The 15,392-nt window shown below is 71.4% G+C and carries 14 protein-coding genes and 2 tRNA genes; 11 read left to right on the top strand and 5 right to left on the bottom strand.

Going from position 1 to position 15,392, the window contains the following annotated elements; all coding sequences use genetic code 11:
• Positions 1 to 3 precede the first annotated feature (3 nt).
• The 7 genes from recF (at position 4) to H6X67_RS10545 (ending at position 7,723) form a co-directional block, all read left to right on the top strand.
• The gene (recF, locus tag H6X67_RS10575; protein ID WP_249368059.1) at positions 4 to 1,215 is read left to right on the top strand and encodes a DNA replication/repair protein RecF; all 1,212 of its coding nucleotides are present in this window, start codon (positions 4 to 6) and stop codon (positions 1,213 to 1,215) included.
• Position 1,216: 1 nt separating this feature from the next.
• Entirely contained in the window at positions 1,217 to 1,906 is a 690-nt protein-coding gene (locus tag H6X67_RS10570; RefSeq protein WP_249368058.1) for a DciA family protein, read from the top strand.
• 262 nt (positions 1,907 to 2,168) lie between these two features.
• Entirely contained in the window at positions 2,169 to 4,226 is a 2,058-nt protein-coding gene (gyrB, locus tag H6X67_RS10565) for a DNA topoisomerase (ATP-hydrolyzing) subunit B (RefSeq protein WP_311765834.1), read from the top strand.
• Positions 4,227 to 4,265: 39 nt separating this feature from the next.
• Positions 4,266 to 6,872: a DNA gyrase subunit A gene (gene gyrA / locus H6X67_RS10560; RefSeq protein WP_249368057.1), complete on the top strand. Its 2,607-nt coding sequence runs from the start codon at positions 4,266 to 4,268 to the stop codon at positions 6,870 to 6,872.
• Positions 6,869 to 7,357, top strand: a complete 489-nt coding sequence (locus tag H6X67_RS10555) for a DUF3566 domain-containing protein (RefSeq protein ID WP_249368055.1) — start codon at positions 6,869 to 6,871, stop codon at positions 7,355 to 7,357. The genes gyrA and H6X67_RS10555 overlap by 4 nt, the downstream gene beginning before the upstream one ends.
• 49 nt (positions 7,358 to 7,406) lie before the next feature.
• Positions 7,407 to 7,483: transfer RNA gene (locus H6X67_RS10550), tRNA-Ile, on the top strand.
• Between the two features lie 164 nt (positions 7,484 to 7,647).
• Positions 7,648 to 7,723 (top strand) — tRNA-Ala (locus tag H6X67_RS10545).
• A gap of 538 nt (positions 7,724 to 8,261) precedes the next feature.
• On the opposite strand, the gene H6X67_RS10540 is transcribed toward H6X67_RS10545, so the two are convergent.
• Together H6X67_RS10540 and H6X67_RS10535 are read right to left on the bottom strand one after the other, a co-directional pair.
• Entirely contained in the window at positions 8,262 to 9,101 is an 840-nt protein-coding gene (locus H6X67_RS10540) for a rhomboid family intramembrane serine protease (protein ID WP_249368053.1), read from the bottom strand.
• Between the two features lie 108 nt (positions 9,102 to 9,209).
• Positions 9,210 to 9,731, bottom strand: coding sequence for a peptidylprolyl isomerase (locus H6X67_RS10535; protein ID WP_249368051.1), 522 nt, complete (start codon positions 9,729 to 9,731; stop codon positions 9,210 to 9,212).
• 193 nt (positions 9,732 to 9,924) lie between these two features.
• On the opposite strand from H6X67_RS10535, the gene H6X67_RS10530 reads away from it, so the two are divergent.
• Both H6X67_RS10530 and H6X67_RS10525 read left to right on the top strand, forming a co-directional pair.
• Positions 9,925 to 10,446 carry a hypothetical protein gene (locus tag H6X67_RS10530; RefSeq protein WP_249368049.1) on the top strand — a complete coding sequence of 174 codons (522 nt, stop codon included), beginning with the start codon at positions 9,925 to 9,927 and terminating at the stop codon, positions 10,444 to 10,446.
• A gap of 133 nt (positions 10,447 to 10,579) precedes the next feature.
• Positions 10,580 to 11,443 carry an aldo/keto reductase gene (locus tag H6X67_RS10525; RefSeq protein ID WP_249368047.1) on the top strand — a complete coding sequence of 288 codons (864 nt, stop codon included), beginning with the start codon at positions 10,580 to 10,582 and terminating at the stop codon, positions 11,441 to 11,443.
• Between the two features lie 34 nt (positions 11,444 to 11,477).
• Here the strand turns inward: H6X67_RS10525 and H6X67_RS10520 are convergent, their stop codons facing one another.
• On the bottom strand, positions 11,478 to 11,822 hold the full coding sequence (locus H6X67_RS10520) for a cell division protein CrgA (protein ID WP_249368045.1): 345 nt from the start codon (positions 11,820 to 11,822) through the stop codon (positions 11,478 to 11,480).
• 287 nt (positions 11,823 to 12,109) lie between these two features.
• Here H6X67_RS10520 and H6X67_RS10515 point away from each other — a divergent pair, with 287 nt between their 5' ends.
• Both H6X67_RS10515 and H6X67_RS10510 read left to right on the top strand, forming a co-directional pair.
• Positions 12,110 to 12,811 (top strand): class E sortase, encoded by a 702-nt coding sequence (locus H6X67_RS10515; RefSeq protein WP_249368087.1) that lies wholly within the window; start codon positions 12,110 to 12,112, stop codon positions 12,809 to 12,811.
• Positions 12,811 to 12,966: a hypothetical protein gene (locus tag H6X67_RS10510; protein ID WP_249368043.1), complete on the top strand. Its 156-nt coding sequence runs from the start codon at positions 12,811 to 12,813 to the stop codon at positions 12,964 to 12,966. Before H6X67_RS10515 ends, H6X67_RS10510 begins: the two co-directional genes overlap by 1 nt.
• Positions 12,967 to 13,064: 98 nt before the next feature.
• Here the strand turns inward: H6X67_RS10510 and pknB are convergent, their stop codons facing one another.
• A complete protein-coding gene (gene pknB / locus H6X67_RS10505) occupies positions 13,065 to 15,038 on the bottom strand; it encodes a Stk1 family PASTA domain-containing Ser/Thr kinase (protein WP_249376268.1) in 1,974 nt (657 codons plus the stop codon).
• On the bottom strand, positions 15,035 to 15,392 hold a 358-nt coding region (locus H6X67_RS10500; protein ID WP_249435529.1), incomplete at its 5' end, for a hypothetical protein. The genes H6X67_RS10500 and pknB, both read right to left, overlap by 4 nt.

The following is a 15,392-nucleotide window of genomic DNA, read 5'->3' as shown; positions in this document are numbered from 1 at the left end:
GGCGTGTACGTCTCGGACCTCGCGCTCGACGACTTCCGCTCCTACAAGCACCTGGTCGTCTCCCTCGAGCCGGGCACGACGACCTTCGTCGGGCCCAACGGCCAGGGCAAGACCAACCTCGTGGAGGCCATCGGCTACCTGTCCACCCTCTCCAGCCACCGCGTCGGCAGCGAGTCGGCGCTCGTGCGCCGGGCCGCGCCCGGCGAGGAGCAGCCCGGCGGCGCCGTCGTGCGGGCGAAGGTCCTCCACGGTGAGCGGCCGACGGTCCTGGAGGTCGAGATCGTCTCGGGCCGGGCCAACCGGGCCCGGCTCAACCGCGGCCAGACCCGGCCCCGCGAGCTGCTGGGGGTCCTGCGCACCGTGGCCTTCACCCCGGAGGACCTGGCGCTCGTGCGCGAGGAGCCGGTGGTGCGACGCCGCTTCCTCGATGACCTTGCCGTCACCCTGCGCCCCGCCCTGGCCGGCGTGCGCGTCGAGCACGACCGGATCCTGGCCCAGCGCGCGAGCCTGCTCAAGGCGGCGCGTGCCGCCCGGGGGGCGAGCGCCTCGATGATGACGAGCCTGGAGGTGTGGGACGCCCAGCTGGCCTCGGCCGCCGCCCGTCTCATCGCCGCCCGGGTCGACGTCATCACCCGTCTGCGCGACTGGGTGGCCTCCTCCTACGCCACCGTGAGCGGGGCCCAGTCCGAGGCGCAGGTGGCCTACCGCGCGAGCCTGCTGCTGCGCGAGGGGGCGGCGGAGCCCGACCCCCGCCTCGGCGGGACCTGGTTGGACGACGAGCGCGAGCTGCTCGACGTCGAGGCGACGACGGCACGGCTGGTCGCAGCCATGGCGGACCTGCACCCGCAGGAGGTCGAGCGCGGGGCGAACCTCGTGGGCGCGCACCGCGACGACCTGTCCCTCTTCCTTGGGGGGCTGCCCGCCAAGGGCTTTGCCTCCCACGGCGAGCAGTGGTCCATGGCCCTGGCACTGCGGCTCGCCTCCTACGAGGTGCTGCGCCACGACGTCGACGCCTTCGGGGGCGACGGCGAGCCCGTGCTCATCCTCGACGACGTCTTCGCCTCGCTGGACTCCCGGCGCCGCCGGGCGCTGACGGGCGTCGTCGCCGGGGCCCAGCAGGCCCTCGTGACGGCGGCCGTTGACGAGGACGTGCCGGCCGGGCTGGCCGGCGCGCGCTTCCGTGTCGAGGCCTCGACGCTGACGGCGGTGGCCTGAGGTGGCCGGGGTCAAGGACGGCGAGGAGCGGCCGGGCACCCTGGCGGCCCGGCGCCCGGACGAGGAGGACGACGCGCTGGCCCTGCAGGTGCTCGCCCGCGCCCAGGCGCGCGCCTGGGGCGCGGGCGACGAGCGGGCGAGGCTCGCTCGCACCCCGGCCGGCGAGGACGGGGTGGCGGCCTGGGACGCGCCGCGCCGCCGTCAGGGAGAGCGTGATGGGCAGGGCGACGACTACGACCGCGGTCCCGGGCTGGCTCCGGGCCGTGACCGGCCGGGACCCACGCGCTTCGACCCGCGCCCGGGCGGGCGCGAGCTGAGCGAGTCCTTCACCGAGCGAGGATGGGCGGGCAAGCTCGCCATGGCCCAGCTGGCCGTGTCCTGGCCGAGGATCGTCGGTGAGCGGGTGGCCGAGCACACGCGGGTGGTCGCCTTCGAGGTGGGTCGTCTCGACGTGCAGGCGACGTCGACGGCGTGGGCCCAGCAGCTGCGCCTGCTCATGCCCTCGATCCAGCGGGAGGTCGCCGAGGAGCTGGCGCGGGTCACGGCGGCCGGGCCGGGGCCCGGGGGCCGGCGGCGGGTGGAGGTGCCGGCGGTCGAGGTGCGCGTGCTGGGGCCCACGGGCCCGACGTGGGGACACGGGCGCTTCGGTGCGGCCCGCGGGGGCCGGGGACCGCGCGACACCTACGGCTGAGCGCGGCTGATGCCTGGGGTGACGGGGCCGCCGGGGCCGGGAGGTGAGACTGCCCACGCTCCGCACGGGCCCGCAGAGCGGGGTCGGGAGGGTCCACCACGCTAGAATCGGGCTGGAATTGCCCATAGTGCGCCTGGGGTGCCCGACAGGTACCCACCTACACGACACGGCCCCGGACCCGGAATCGGCCGTCTGAGGGACCAGGTCCCGTCCGGCGCACAGAACGAGGAGCACCTGACACGTGTCTGACCAGGACCAGCCTGTGACCACCGGCGCCGAGAGCCCGGCCGGGACCCACCCCGTCGGCCAGGGCAGCGCCGACTACGGCGCCAGCGACATCACCGTCCTCGAGGGCCTGGAGGCGGTGCGCAAGCGCCCGGGCATGTACATCGGCTCCACCGGCGAGCGCGGCCTGCACCACCTCGTCTACGAGGTCGTGGACAACGCCGTGGACGAGGCCCTGGCGGGCTACTGCGACCACATCGAGGTCACCATCCAGGCCGACGGCGGCCTCAAGGTGGTTGACAACGGCCGCGGCATCCCCGTGGACGAGCACCCCACCGAGCACCGCCCCACCGTCGAGGTCGTCATGACGATCCTGCACGCCGGCGGCAAGTTCGGCGGCGGCGGCTACGCCGTCTCCGGTGGTCTGCACGGCGTGGGCATCAGCGTCGTCAACGCCCTGTCCACTCGGGTGGACACCGAGATCCGTCGCCAGGGCCACGTGTGGCGCATGAGCTTCGCCGACGGCGGCCGCCCCGTGACCGAGCTCGTCAAGGGCGAGGCCACCGAGGACACCGGCACCACCCAGACCTTCTACCCGGACCCGGAGGTCTTCGAGACCGTCGAGTTCGACTACGAGACCCTGCGCCGCCGCTTCCAGCAGATGGCCTTCCTCAACAAGGGACTGCGCATCACCCTGACCGACGAGCGCGAGGGCGTGACCGACGACGGCGACGAGATCACCGGCGACGAGCTGGGCACCGCCGACGACCCCGTCAAGGGCCACCGCCAGGTCACCTACTGCTACGCCAACGGCCTGCACGACTACGTCGCCTTCCTCAACAAGGCGAAGAAGGTCGAGCTCGTCCACCCCGAGATCATCGACTTCGAGGCCGAGCAGCAGCTCGACGAGGTGCGCGGCATCAGCCTCGAGATCGCCATGCAGTGGACCAGCGCCTACTCCGAGTCGGTGCACACCTACGCCAACACGATCAACACGACCGAGGGCGGCACGCACGAGGAGGGCTTCCGCACGGCGCTGACCACCCTGGTCAACCGCTACGGGCGCGAGAAGGGCCTCATCAAGGACAAGGACGACAACCTCACCGGTGACGACATCCGCGAGGGCCTGACCGCCGTCATCTCCGTCAAGCTCTCCGAGCCCCAGTTCGAGGGCCAGACGAAGACCAAGCTCGGCAACACCGAGGCCCGCACCTTCGTCCTGCAGACCGTCAGCTCCAGGCTCGGCGACTGGTTCGACTCCCACCCGGCAGAGGCCAAGGCGATCATCTCCAAGGCCCTGCAGGCCGCGGCCGCCCGCGTGGCAGCCCGCAAGGCGCGCGAGGCCACGCGGCGCAAGGGGGTCCTGGAGTCCGCCTCCATGCCCGGCAAGCTGCGCGACTGCTCGAGCCGCGACGCCGCCGAGTGCGAGATCTTCATCGTCGAGGGCGACTCCGCCGGAGGCTCCGCCGTCGGCGGCCGCGACCCCGAGCACCAGGCGATCATGCCGATCCGCGGCAAGATCCTCAACGTCGAGAAGGCCCGTCTCGACCGGGCCCTGTCCTCGGACACGATCCGCTCCCTCATCACGGCCTTCGGCACGGGCATCGGTGAGGACTTCGACATCGCCCGGCTGCGCTACGGCAAGATCGTCATCATGGCCGACGCCGACGTCGACGGCCAGCACATCGCCACCCTCCTGCTCACGCTGCTCTTCCGCTACATGCGGCCCCTCATCGAGCAGGGCCACACCTACATCGCCATGCCGCCGCTGTACCGCCTCAAGTGGTCCAACGCGGAGCACGAGTTCGCCTACTCCGACGCCGAGCGCGACGAGCTGCTGCGGGCCGGGGCCGAGGCGGGGCGCCGCCTGCCCAAGGAGGGCGGCATCCAGCGCTACAAGGGACTGGGCGAGATGAACGACCACGAGCTGTGGGAGACGACGATGGACCCGGCCACCCGCATCCTCAAGAAGGTCACCCTCGACGAGGCCGCCGACGCCGACGAGACCTTCTCGATCCTCATGGGCGACGACGTCGAGCAGCGCCGCTCCTTCATCCAGCGCAACGCCGCCGACGTCCGCTTCCTCGACATCTGACCCGCCTGCGCGAGCCGGCAGCAAAGGAAACCAGCCACCGTGAGTGACGAGACCACCAACCTCCCCGTCGAGGAGCAGATCCATGACCGCGTCCAGCCGGTCGACCTCCAGATGGAGATGCAGCGCTCCTACCTCGACTACGCCATGAGCGTCATCGTCGGGCGCGCCCTGCCGGACGTGCGCGACGGCCTCAAGCCCGTCCACCGCCGTGTCCTGTACGCCATGTACGACGGCGGCTACCGCCCCACCTCCTCCTTCTCCAAGTCCTCGCGCGTCGTTGGCGAGGTCATGGGCAACTACCACCCGCACGGCGACGCGGCGATCTACGACGCCCTGGCCCGCCTCGTGCAGTGGTGGTCCCTGCGCTACCCGCTGGTGGCCGGGCAGGGCAACTTCGGCACCCCCGGCAACCTGGGGCCGGCCGCCCCCCGGTACACCGAGTGCAAGATGGCACCGCTGGCCATGGAGATGGTCCGCGACATCGACGAGGAGAGCGTCGACTTCCAGGACAACTACGACGGCAAGAACCAGGAGCCGACGATCCTGCCGGCCCGCTTCCCCAACCTGCTGGTCAACGGCAGCGAGGGCATCGCCGTCGGCATGGCCACCCGGATCCCGCCGCACAACCTGCGGGAGGTGGCCAACGGCGTCCAGTGGTTCCTCGAGCACCCCGAGGCCTCCCGCGAGGAGCTGCTCGAGGCGCTCATCAAGCGCATCCCCGGCCCCGACTTCCCCACCGGTGCCACGATCCTGGGCCGGCGCGGCATCGAGGACGCCTACCGCACGGGCCGCGGCTCGATCACGCAGCGCGCCGTCGTGAGCGTCGAGGAGATCCAGGGCCGCCAGTGCCTGGTGGTCACCGAGCTGCCCTACCAGGTCAACCCGGACAACCTGGCGGACAAGATCGCCCAGCTCGTGCGCGACGGCCAGATCACCGGCATCGCGGACATCCGTGACGAGACCAGTGGCCGCACGGGCCAGCGGCTCGTCATCGTGCTCAAGCGCGACGCGGTGGCCAAGGTGGTCCTCAACAACCTGTACAAGCGCACGCCCCTGCAGGACAACTTCCCGGCGAACATGCTCGCCCTGGTGGACGGGGTGCCGCGCACCCTGAGCCTGGACGGCTTCGTGCGCCACTGGGTGAGCCACCAGATCGACGTCATCGTGCGCCGCTCGCGCTTCCGCCTGCGCAAGGCAGAGGAGCGCCTGCACGTGCTGGCCGGCCTGCTCAAGGCCATTGACGCGCTCGACGCCGTCATCTCCCTCATCCGCCGCTCCCCGACGGCCGACGAGGCCCGCACGGGCCTCATGGGGCTGCTGGGCGTGGACGAGGTCCAGGCCGACGCGATCCTGTCCCTCCAGCTGCGCCGCCTGGCGGCCCTCGAGCGCCTCAAGATCCAGCAGGAGGCCGACGAGCTCCAGGCCCGCGTCGACGACCTCAGGGCGATCATCGCCTCGCCCGAGCGCCAGCGCGGCATCGTCTCGACCGAGCTGGCGGAGATCGTCGAGAAGTACGGCGACGAGCGCCGCACGCGGATCATGCCCTTCGACGGTGAGATGAGCATGGAGGACCTCATCCCGGAGGAGGAGGTCGTCGTGACCATCACCCGCTCCGGCTACGCCAAGCGCACGCGCACGGACCAGTACCGCTCCCAGCACCGCGGCGGCAAGGGGATCAAGGGCGCGGCCCTGCGCGAGGACGACGTCGTCGACCACTTCTTCGTCACCACCACCCACCACTGGCTGCTGTTCTTCACGAACCTGGGCCGTGTCTACCGCGTCAAGGGCTACGAGCTGCCGGAGGGCGGTCGTGACGCCAAGGGCCAGCACGTGGCGAACCTGCTCGCCTTCCAGCGGGGCGAGGAGATCGCCCAGGTGATGGAGCTGAGGGACTACCAGCAGGCGGACTACCTCGTGCTCGCCACGCGCCGCGGACGGGTGAAGAAGACCCGTCTGACGGACTACGACTCCCCGCGCTCGGCCGGCCTCATCGCCATCAACCTGCGCGAGGACGAGGACGGCCAGGCGGACGAGCTCGTCTCGGCGAGCCTGCTGAGCGAGGGCCAGGGCCTGCTGCTCGTCTCCCGCCACGGCCAGTCCACGCGCTTCACGGCCAGTGAGGACGAGCTGCGCACGATGGGGCGCGCGACCAGCGGTGTCACGGGCATGCGCTTCCGCGGTGACGACTCGCTGCTGGCGATGGACGTCGTCGACCCCTCCTGGACGGACGCGGACCTGTTCGTCGTCACCGAGGGCGGCTTCGCCAAGCGCACGAACGTCCAGGAGTACCCGACCAAGCACCGTGGCGGACTGGGCGTCAAGGTCGCCAACCTCGTCGAGGAGCGCGGGGACCTCGTGGGCGCGCTCGTGACGGCGCCGAGCGATGAGGTCATGTGCATCATGGCCTCCGGCAAGGTGGTGCGCTCGGCGGTCGCGGAGGTCTCGGTCACCGGCCGCAACACGCAGGGCGTGACCTTCGCCAAGCCCGACGACGGCGACCGCATCATCGCGGTGGCCCGCAACGCCGAGCGCGAGCTCGACGGGGACGATGCCGCCCTGAGCGCTGACAGTGCCGTGCCAGCCTCCTCCGCTGACGAGGCGGAGGCGGTAGCGTTGGCCGACGACGACAGTGAGGAGCAGGCATGAGCGAGCCCGTCACCCACCCGCCCGTGAGCGGGGACATGAGTGCTGACGCCCCGGCGTCGGCCGAGCACGGTCAGCACGGTCAGGCCCCGGCCGAGGTGAGGGCGCAGGCCGTGGCCGGGCCGCGCCGCGTGCGCCTGGCGCTGACGAGGGTCAACGCCCTGTCCGTCATGAAGGTCTCCTTCCTGCTGTCCGTGGCCACCGGCATCATGCTCGTCATCGCCGCCGCCCTCGTGTGGTTCATGCTCGACAAGATGCACGTGTTCTCCACGATCCAGGACCTCGTGGGCACGATGTTCGACTCGGAGTCCAACGCCTTCACGGCGCTGGTTGAGTACATGAGGTTCTCCCGCGCGATCTCCATGGCGACGATCATCGCGGTGGTCAACATCGTCCTGTCCACGGCCCTGTCCACCATCGGGGCGCTGCTGTACAACGTCACTGCGGCCCTCGTGGGTGGGGTCCATCTCACACTGGCGGACGAGTGATCTGATTTGGCCGCCTCCGACCGGCTGGGTTAACCTCTTCCGGTCGCACGGGCCTATAGCTCAGTTGGTTAGAGCGCATCCCTGATAAGGATGAGGTCGCTGGTTCGAGTCCAGCTAGGCCCACCACCCGCGGTGGAACGATGAGGAGGGTTCGGATGAACCGGAAGATCGTCTCAGCCGCGGTTTTCTCATGTCTGGGGGTCCTCGCCTACGCGGCGTGGCTCCGGTATGAGTCCGAGCGCGTGGAGCGCTCAGCCTGGGTTGAGGTCGCTGACCCGTCCTGAGCCCCGGGGGCCATGGCGCAATTGGTAGCGCACCTGCTTTGCAAGCAGGGGGTTACGGGTTCGAGTCCCGTTGGCTCCACCACCGCGCTCGCGCATGAGCGCGAGCCTGTCACTCATCCCTGGTCAGAGCCTGTTGTCGGTTCCCAGGGATCTGTCCGAACCGCGTAATTCTGCGGAATGCCTCTTCCTTGAGAATCTCTGACCAGGGATGCGTGACACGCTGTTCGTACACGGGTGTGACTCCGGTCCTTCACAGCCTGTTCCCGACGCGCTCGTGGCCGTTGTCCCCCGCTGGAGCCACAGCCCGGCTTCCGACCACCCACAGGCAGTGCGCAATCCCCATCCCCAGGCGGTGGACAACCGTGTGGACTTCTCGCTCGTTGAGGCGGCGTCATGCCAACGTTCTCCCCACCTGTGCGCAGCGCTGTGGAAAACAACAGTGCTGTCGTTCCACACCTCAGTCCACAGGTGTGGAGGAATGACAACCTTGTGCTTCCCCAGAACCCACAGTGGGGAGAAAACCTGTGGATAACCGTTCGACCCTGCCGCTGGCAGAGGAAAAGGCCCCGCCCGAGGTGGGCGGGGCCGTGCCGCTGGCGGGGCGGGTCGCTCGCCGGCCGTCAGCTCACCAGGGTCTTGAGTGCCACCAGCAGGACCAGCACCACCCCGACGGCCACTGGCCCCCACAGCCCCACCGCCTTGCGACGCTCGCGCGGTGCCCAGGCGAACAGGGCCGCCACCGCGCCGCCGGTGAGCAGGCCGCCCAGGTGCCCCTGCCAGGAGATCGCCGCCGCCGTGAAGGAGATGACGAGGTTGACCGCCAGCAGCCCGACGATGGCCGAGGTGTCGCGTCCGAAGCGCCGCTGGATGACGAACAGTGCCGCGAAGAGGCCGAACACGGCACCGGAGGCGCCCACCGTGCCCGTCCACCACGACGGGCCCGACGGCGAGGCCAGCAGGTAGACCATGACCGAGCCGCCCAGCGCGCTCAGGGCGTACAGGGTCCCGAAGCGCCACCGGCCCAGCACCGGCTCCAGCGTCGTGCCCGTCACCCACAGGGCCCACATGTTGAAGGCCAGGTGCATGAGGCTCGAGTGCAGGAAGGCCGTGGTGAGGAAGCGCCAGGGCTCACTCAGCGCCACCACCGGGGCGAAGAGCAGGTCGGAGGTCAGCGAGCCCAGCACCTGCTGGGCGATGAAGACCAGGACGCAGGCCCCGATGAGGACCTTCGTCAGCAGCGCGTCCGCCACGACGCTGCCGCCCAGGACGGTGCGCGCCCCGCGGCGCGAGGCCCGGGCCGAGCGAGCGCAGTCCACGCAGTGCACGCCCACGGCCCCGGGGACCTGGCACTCGGGGCACGCGGGCCGCTCGCAGCGCTGGCAGCGGACGTAGGACACTCGCTCGGGGTGCCGGGGGCACACGGGCACGGCCGAGACCTGCTCGGCGGGGTACTGGCTCATGGTTGCTCCTCACAGGGCGACAGGGGGCCGGGTGCGCCGACGCCGTCGGACCACAGGGCCCGACGGCGTCGAAGGGGCGGGTGCCCCGGGGGGACTGACGTCACACGCTCACTCGGTGACGGACACCGAGGTGATGACCACGTCCTCCAGGGGACGGTCGCGCGGGTCCGTGGCGACGGCGCTGATGGCGTCCACGACCGCACGGGAGGCGTCGTCGGCGACTGCCCCGAAGATCGTGTGCTTGCCCTGCAGCCACTCGGTGGGCGCCGTCGTGATGAAGAACTGCGAGCCGTTGGTGCCCTTGCCCATGCGGCGGCCGGCGTTGGCCATCGCCAGGACGTAGGGGGCGGAGAAGGTGAGGGAGGCGTCGATCTCGTCGTCGAAGACGTAGCCGGGACCGCCTGTGCCCGTGCCGAGCGGGTCACCGCCCTGGATCATGAAGCCGGGGATGACGCGGTGGAAGATGACGCCGTCGTACAGGGGGGAGGAGGACTCCTCACCTGAACGGGGGTCGGTCCAGCTCCTCGTGCCCGTGGCCAGGCCGACGAAGTTGGAGACGGTCTCAGGCGCCTGCTCCGGGAAGAGCTCGAGGCGGATGTCACCGAGGGAGGTGTGCAGTGTGGCTTCCATGGGTGTCATGGTCGCACGGAGGGCGCCCGAGGTCCCGGGACGGCCGCCGGGTCCACGCGCATTTCACCGCAGGCAAAACCTCTGCCCCTGCCCGGCCCGATCATCAGGTGACGCACAGGATGAGGTGACACCATGTGACCCAGGACAACACCGGGCGCCCGCCCGGCCTCACCGACCCGTCCGAGGAGGAGCCATGGAGCTCACCAAGCACGAGATCACCTTCGACACCGACCAGATCCGCAGTGACGTCGCCGCACTGGCCGAGTCCCTCGGCGAGCGCGCTGAGCGCGCCGCCGGACGCGCCGCGGAGTGGGTCGCTCCCGCCGTGGACCGCGCCCGCACCGGCGCGGACCGCCTCGCCAAGGAGACCGCCGAGGCCGCCAAGGAGGCGCAGGAGCGCATCGAGGTCCTCAATGAGGACACCCGCTCGCGCGCCGAGCGGGCGGCGTCGGCCGCGCGCACGGCCATTGAGGCGCCGGGGACCGTGACGGAGCGCGCTCAGCGCGCTACCGTTGCGGCTGTGAACGCTGCACAGACCCCCGCCCCCCGTAAGTCCCGCCGTGTCCTCAAGAGCCTGTGCTGGCTCACCGTCGCCGGTGTCGCCGCCGGCGCGGCCTACGTCGTCTGGCGCCGCAGCCAGCCGGTGGAGGACCCGTGGGCCGAGGAGTACTGGGCCGACTCCACCGACGACGTCGAGGACGCTGACGCCAAGTGACCCGCTCCGCTGAGCACGACCGAGGGCGCCCCCACCAGGGGGCGCCCTCGTCCGTGCGCGGGGCACCGGCCGCACACGGACAACGCGGGCACGTCCCGGCCCCCGGCCGCCGAGACCTCACTAGCCTGGGGCCATGAGCGCACCCGGCCCCCTGCCCGTCCCCGCCGTCCCCCTGCGCCACGGCACCGGCGTCGAGGGCCTGACCATCCCCCAGCTGGGCTTCGGCACCTACAAGATCGACGACGATGACGCCCAGCGCGCCGTCTCCCAGGCCCTCGAGGTCGGTTACCGCCACATCGACACCGCCCAGATGTACGGCAACGAGGCCGGTGTCGGCCGTGCCCTGGCCGCCAGCGCCCTGCCCCGCGACGACCTCTTCATCACCTCCAAGCTCAACAACCCCTACCACCGGCGTGCCGACGCCCTGCGCACCTTCGACGAGACGATGGACCGGCTCGGCCTCGACGTCCTCGACCTCTTCCTCGTCCACTGGCCACTCGCCGCCTCCGAGGGCATCGACCTCGTCGAGACCTGGGAGACGATGGGCGAGATCCTCTCCACGGGCCGGGTGCGGGCCGTCGGGGTCTCCAACCACCAGCCGGCCCACCTGCGCCGCATCATCGAGGCCACGTGCCTGACCCCGGCCGTCAACCAGGTCGAGCTGCACCCCTACCTGCGTCAGGACGAGCTGCGCGCCCTGCACGCCGAGCTCGGCGTCGTCACCGAGTCCTGGTCCCCGCTGGGCCGTGCCCGCCTCCTCGACGACCCCGACCTCGCCCGCCTGGCCGCCGACCTGGGGGTCACCCCCGCCCAGGTCGTCATCCGCTGGCACCTGCAGCACGGGCTCGTCGTCATCCCCAAGACTGTGCACGTCGAGCGCATGCGTGCCAACGCCGACGTCTTCTCCTTCACGCTCGACGCCCGGTCCATGGGCCTCATCGACGCGCTCGACCGCGGCCTGCGCACCGGCTCCCACCCGGACGAGGTCCAGGTCTGAGACGGTCAACCGGGCCCCGGCGCGCTCGGTCCGCTCACTTCCAGCGCAGCAGCCCCAGGAAGCCGACCATCATGACGGCGAAGCCGATGTAGAGGTTGCCGTTGACGAGCCAGTCCGAGGCGTGGTGCTGGGTGAAGTACGGCAGCGGGTAGCGGCCCTGGAACAGGTAGGTGACCACCACCCACAGCAGGCCGACGACCATGAGCCCCACCATCGTGGGCGCGTACCACCGCGGCGAGGAGGTGTCGCGGACCTTCTGCGGCGTGCGCGAGACACGGTTCGCGGCCGCGCGGGAGGCCTCCAGGCGCTCGCGCTCGGCCGCGGCGGCCTTGGCGGGGTTGCCCGAGCGGCGGGGGTCGGTCTTCTTCTTGTCGGCCACGCCGGGCCTCCTCGTCTCATCGTGTCGGTCACCGCGCCCACGACGTCGGCCGCAGGGACCGGCCCGCTGTGGTGCGCTCCGGCGCCCAGCCTAGGCCATCGCCGTCGTCACCCCGCCCACGGGCCGGCGGTGGGAGATGACACCCGTGCCAGCGGCTCCACGACGGGGCCCTACACTGGCCGCGCTACCCGTCAGGAGGTCCAGTGGACTCAGTACAGACCGTCACCCGGCCGCGGACCCGGCGTCGCCACGCCCGCCGCCGTCAGCGCACCTGGTTCGACCACCTGGTGGGAGGCGTCGGGGAGCTGCTCATCACCGCCGGCCTCGTCATCGCCCTCTTCCTCGTGTGGCAGCTGTGGTGGACCAGCATCGACGCCGTCGAGAGCGCCCAGGCGGTCCAGGAGGAGTTCGAGACCACCCAGGTCATCTCCCCGATGGTTGCTGGCAAGCACCACACGGAGGACCCGCCGCCCGTCGCGGCCGTCGGCTACGGCGAGACCATCGGGATGCTCGTCGTGCCCGACTGGTACGGCGTGACGAACAACAACATGCCGATCATCGAGGGCACCGGCGCCGACGTCCTCGACCAGGCCGCCGCGGGCCACTACGAGCACACCCAGCAGGTCGGCGAGGTCGGCAACTTCGCCATCGCCGGCCACCGGCGCACCAACGGCAACTCCTTCCGGCGCATCGACCTGCTCGAGCCCGGCGACGAGATCATCGTCGCCACCAAGGACACCTGGTACGTCTACGTCGTCACCGACTACCAGATCGTCGAGCCCGACGACGTCGACGTCATCGCCCCCGTGCCGGGGGACCCGACGGCGGCGCCCACCCAGCGCACGCTCACCCTCACCACCTGCCACTCACTGAGCACCGGCGAGTGGGGCAACGACCACCGCTGGATCACCCACGCGACCCTGTCCTACTGGATGCCCCGCTCGGAGGGCCGCCCAGAGTCGATCCTCAACGACCCGGAGGTCAACTGATGTACGGATGGATCTGGCGGCACCTGCCCGGCCCCACCTGGCTCAAGGCCATCGAGGCGCTCCTGCTCATCGCGGGCGCCGTCCTGATGCTCTTCGAGGTGGTCTTCCCCTGGGCCAACGAGACCTTCCACATCTCCGGGGAGGCGACGGTCTGACCGGCCTCCGGGTCGCGCAGACGGCAGCAGCCGCGTGAGAGGCCCGACGAGGGGCGTCTCACGCGGCTGCTGCCGTCACGGGCCCAGCGGGGCCGGGCTCAGTGGCCCGACGCCGTCGGCGCAGGGGCCGCCTGGTACTTGCCGAGCGTCACCGTCACGAGCGTGTCCGCGCTGATCGTCGAGCCGGGCGCCGGCGTCACCTCGAGGACGAGGCCGTCCTCGTTCGCGTTCGTCGTCGTGCGGGACTGGAAGATCACCTGGGTGAAGCCGGTCAGGGCCTCACGCGCCTGCGTCTGCGTCATCCCGCGCACGTCCGGCACGGGCAGCGAGGCCGCCTGACCCGAGCCGACGACGATGGACACGTAGGTGCCCAGATCCACCTGGGATCCGGTGGCCGGGTCGGAGGACAGGACGAGGTCCTTGTGGTCCGCGTCCGAGTCGCCGCTGACGACGTCACCGACCTTGAGCCCCGCCTCCTCCAGGGCCTGACGGGCCTGCTCCTGCGTCATGTCGGTGAGGTCCGGGACGGAGGTCTTGCCGGTGGACACGACGAGGCCCACGGACTCGCCGCGCTTGACGGAGGTGCCGGCGACGGGGCTCGTGCGCACCACCTTGTCCTTGGCGATCTTCGCGGCGTCCTCGGCGGTGACCGTGCCGACCTTGAGCCCGGCCTTCTCCAGGGCCTCCTTGGCCTGCTCCTGGGTCATGTCGGAGACATCCGGCACCTCCACCATCGCCGAGCCGGCCGAGAAGTGCACGGTGATTTCCGTGCCCAGGACCGCGGAGGTGCCCGCACCCGGCTCGGAGGAGACGGCCTGTCCGGCCGGGATCTCGTCGGAGGCGACGTCGGAGCCCTTGACGAAGACCAGGCCGGCGCCCTCGATGGCGCTGCGGGCCTCGGACTCGCTCATCCCCTTGACGTCGGGGACCGACGCGGCCGTGGCCGTCGCCGTCGGTGCCGGCGTGCCGCTGCCCAGGCGGTCGGTCATGAGCAGGCCGATGCCGACGCCCGCGGCGATGAGCAGGGCGACGATGAGGGCCCACACCCACCAGCGCGAGGGGCGCTTGTCCTCGTCCTCCTCCTCGTCGGCCACGGCGCTCTGCGCGACCGGAGGCGCTGGCGCGGGTGAGGGCGCGGGGGTGGGGACGGGGGCCGGGGACAGGACGGTGGTGGCGGAGGTCCACGTGTCCACCGCCGGCGCGAGGACCGCGGCGCCGCGGGCGGCGGCCAGCAGGTCGGTGCGCATGTGGGCGGCGTCCTCGTAGCGGTCATCGCGGCTCTTCGCCAGCGACTTGAGGACCACCCGGTCCAGGGCCTCGGGCACGTCGGCCGCGACGGAGGACGGCGGGCGCGGGATCTCGCGCACGTGCTGGTAGGCGATGGCCACCGCCGAGTCCCCGACGAAGGGCGGCTGGCCCGTGAGCAGCTCGTAGAGCAGACAGCCCGCCGAGTACAGGTCCGAGCGCGAGTCGACGACCTCGCCGCGCGCCTGCTCCGGGGACAGGTACTGGGCGGTGCCGACGACGGCGTGCGTCTGGGTCACCGTGGCCGCCGAGTCCTCGACGGCGCGGGCGATGCCGAAGTCCATGACCTTCACGGCGCCCGTCGAGGTGAGCATGATGTTGCCCGGCTTGATGTCGCGGTGGACGATGCCGGCGCGGTGGGAGTACTCCAGGGCGTCGAGCACCCCGGTGACGATCTCCACGGCCTCCGGGATCGGCACGGCCTCGCCCTCGCCCAGCAGCTCGCGCACCGTGTGCCCCTCGACGTACTCCATGACGATGTAGGGCACCGTGCTCACCGAGCCGTCCGGGCCGGTCAGCTGCTCCTCGCCGGAGTCGTAGACGGCGACGATCGACGGGTGGTTGAGCGCGGCCGCGCTCGTGGCCTCACGTCGGAAGCGCGCCTGGAAGGTGGGGTCGCCGGCGATGTCCGAGCGCAGCAGCTTGACGGCGATGATCCGCGACAGGCGCGTGTCGTAGCCGAGGTGGACCTCGGCCATGCCGCCGCGGCCGATGAGCTCGCGGATCTCGTAACGACCTGCGAGGACCTGGGGGTGCTGTCCAGTCACAGTGCCTCCTTCAGTGGGGTAGCGGACGTGAGGACGCCGTCGCCCAGCACCGCTCGCGCTTGCGCAAGGGTACCCAGGCACAGCGCCAGGACGAGTACGGTCACGACGGCGATGACGATCCAGGACCACGTCTCAAGGCGCAGTCCCAGCAGTCCACGGTCGGTGGAGTGCCGCCCGGTGGTGCCCTCGGCACGGCGGGCGGTGGCCGCGTGGTCCACGGCCGGGATGGTGCGGGTGCCCGTGCCCGCGCTCGCGCGGCGCGAGGTACGGGAACCGGGGTGGGAGGAGGTGCGGGAGCCGGGCCCTGCGCCGGTGGTGCGGCGGCCGGGCCGGTGCGCCTGCGCCGCGCCGGGG

The sequence above is a fragment of the Actinomyces sp. AC-20-1 genome (assembly GCF_023369555.1).
Lineage (GTDB): Bacteria > Actinomycetota > Actinomycetes > Actinomycetales > Actinomycetaceae > Actinomyces.
This window is presented reverse-complemented; position numbering and strand designations above follow the sequence as displayed.

Coding starts and splice junctions, on each gene's coding strand:
- H6X67_RS10540 (WP_249368053.1), bottom strand. CDS start 9,101: ATGAGCCAGTACCCCGCCGAGCAGGTCTCGGCCGTGCCCGTGTGCCCC.
- H6X67_RS10510 (WP_249368043.1), top strand. CDS start 12,811: ATGTACGGATGGATCTGGCGGCACCTGCCCGGCCCCACCTGGCTCAAG.
- H6X67_RS10525 (WP_249368047.1), top strand. CDS start 10,580: ATGAGCGCACCCGGCCCCCTGCCCGTCCCCGCCGTCCCCCTGCGCCAC.
- H6X67_RS10530 (WP_249368049.1), top strand. CDS start 9,925: ATGGAGCTCACCAAGCACGAGATCACCTTCGACACCGACCAGATCCGC.
- H6X67_RS10535 (WP_249368051.1), bottom strand. CDS start 9,731: ATGGAAGCCACACTGCACACCTCCCTCGGTGACATCCGCCTCGAGCTC.
- H6X67_RS10555 (WP_249368055.1), top strand. CDS start 6,869: ATGAGCGAGCCCGTCACCCACCCGCCCGTGAGCGGGGACATGAGTGCT.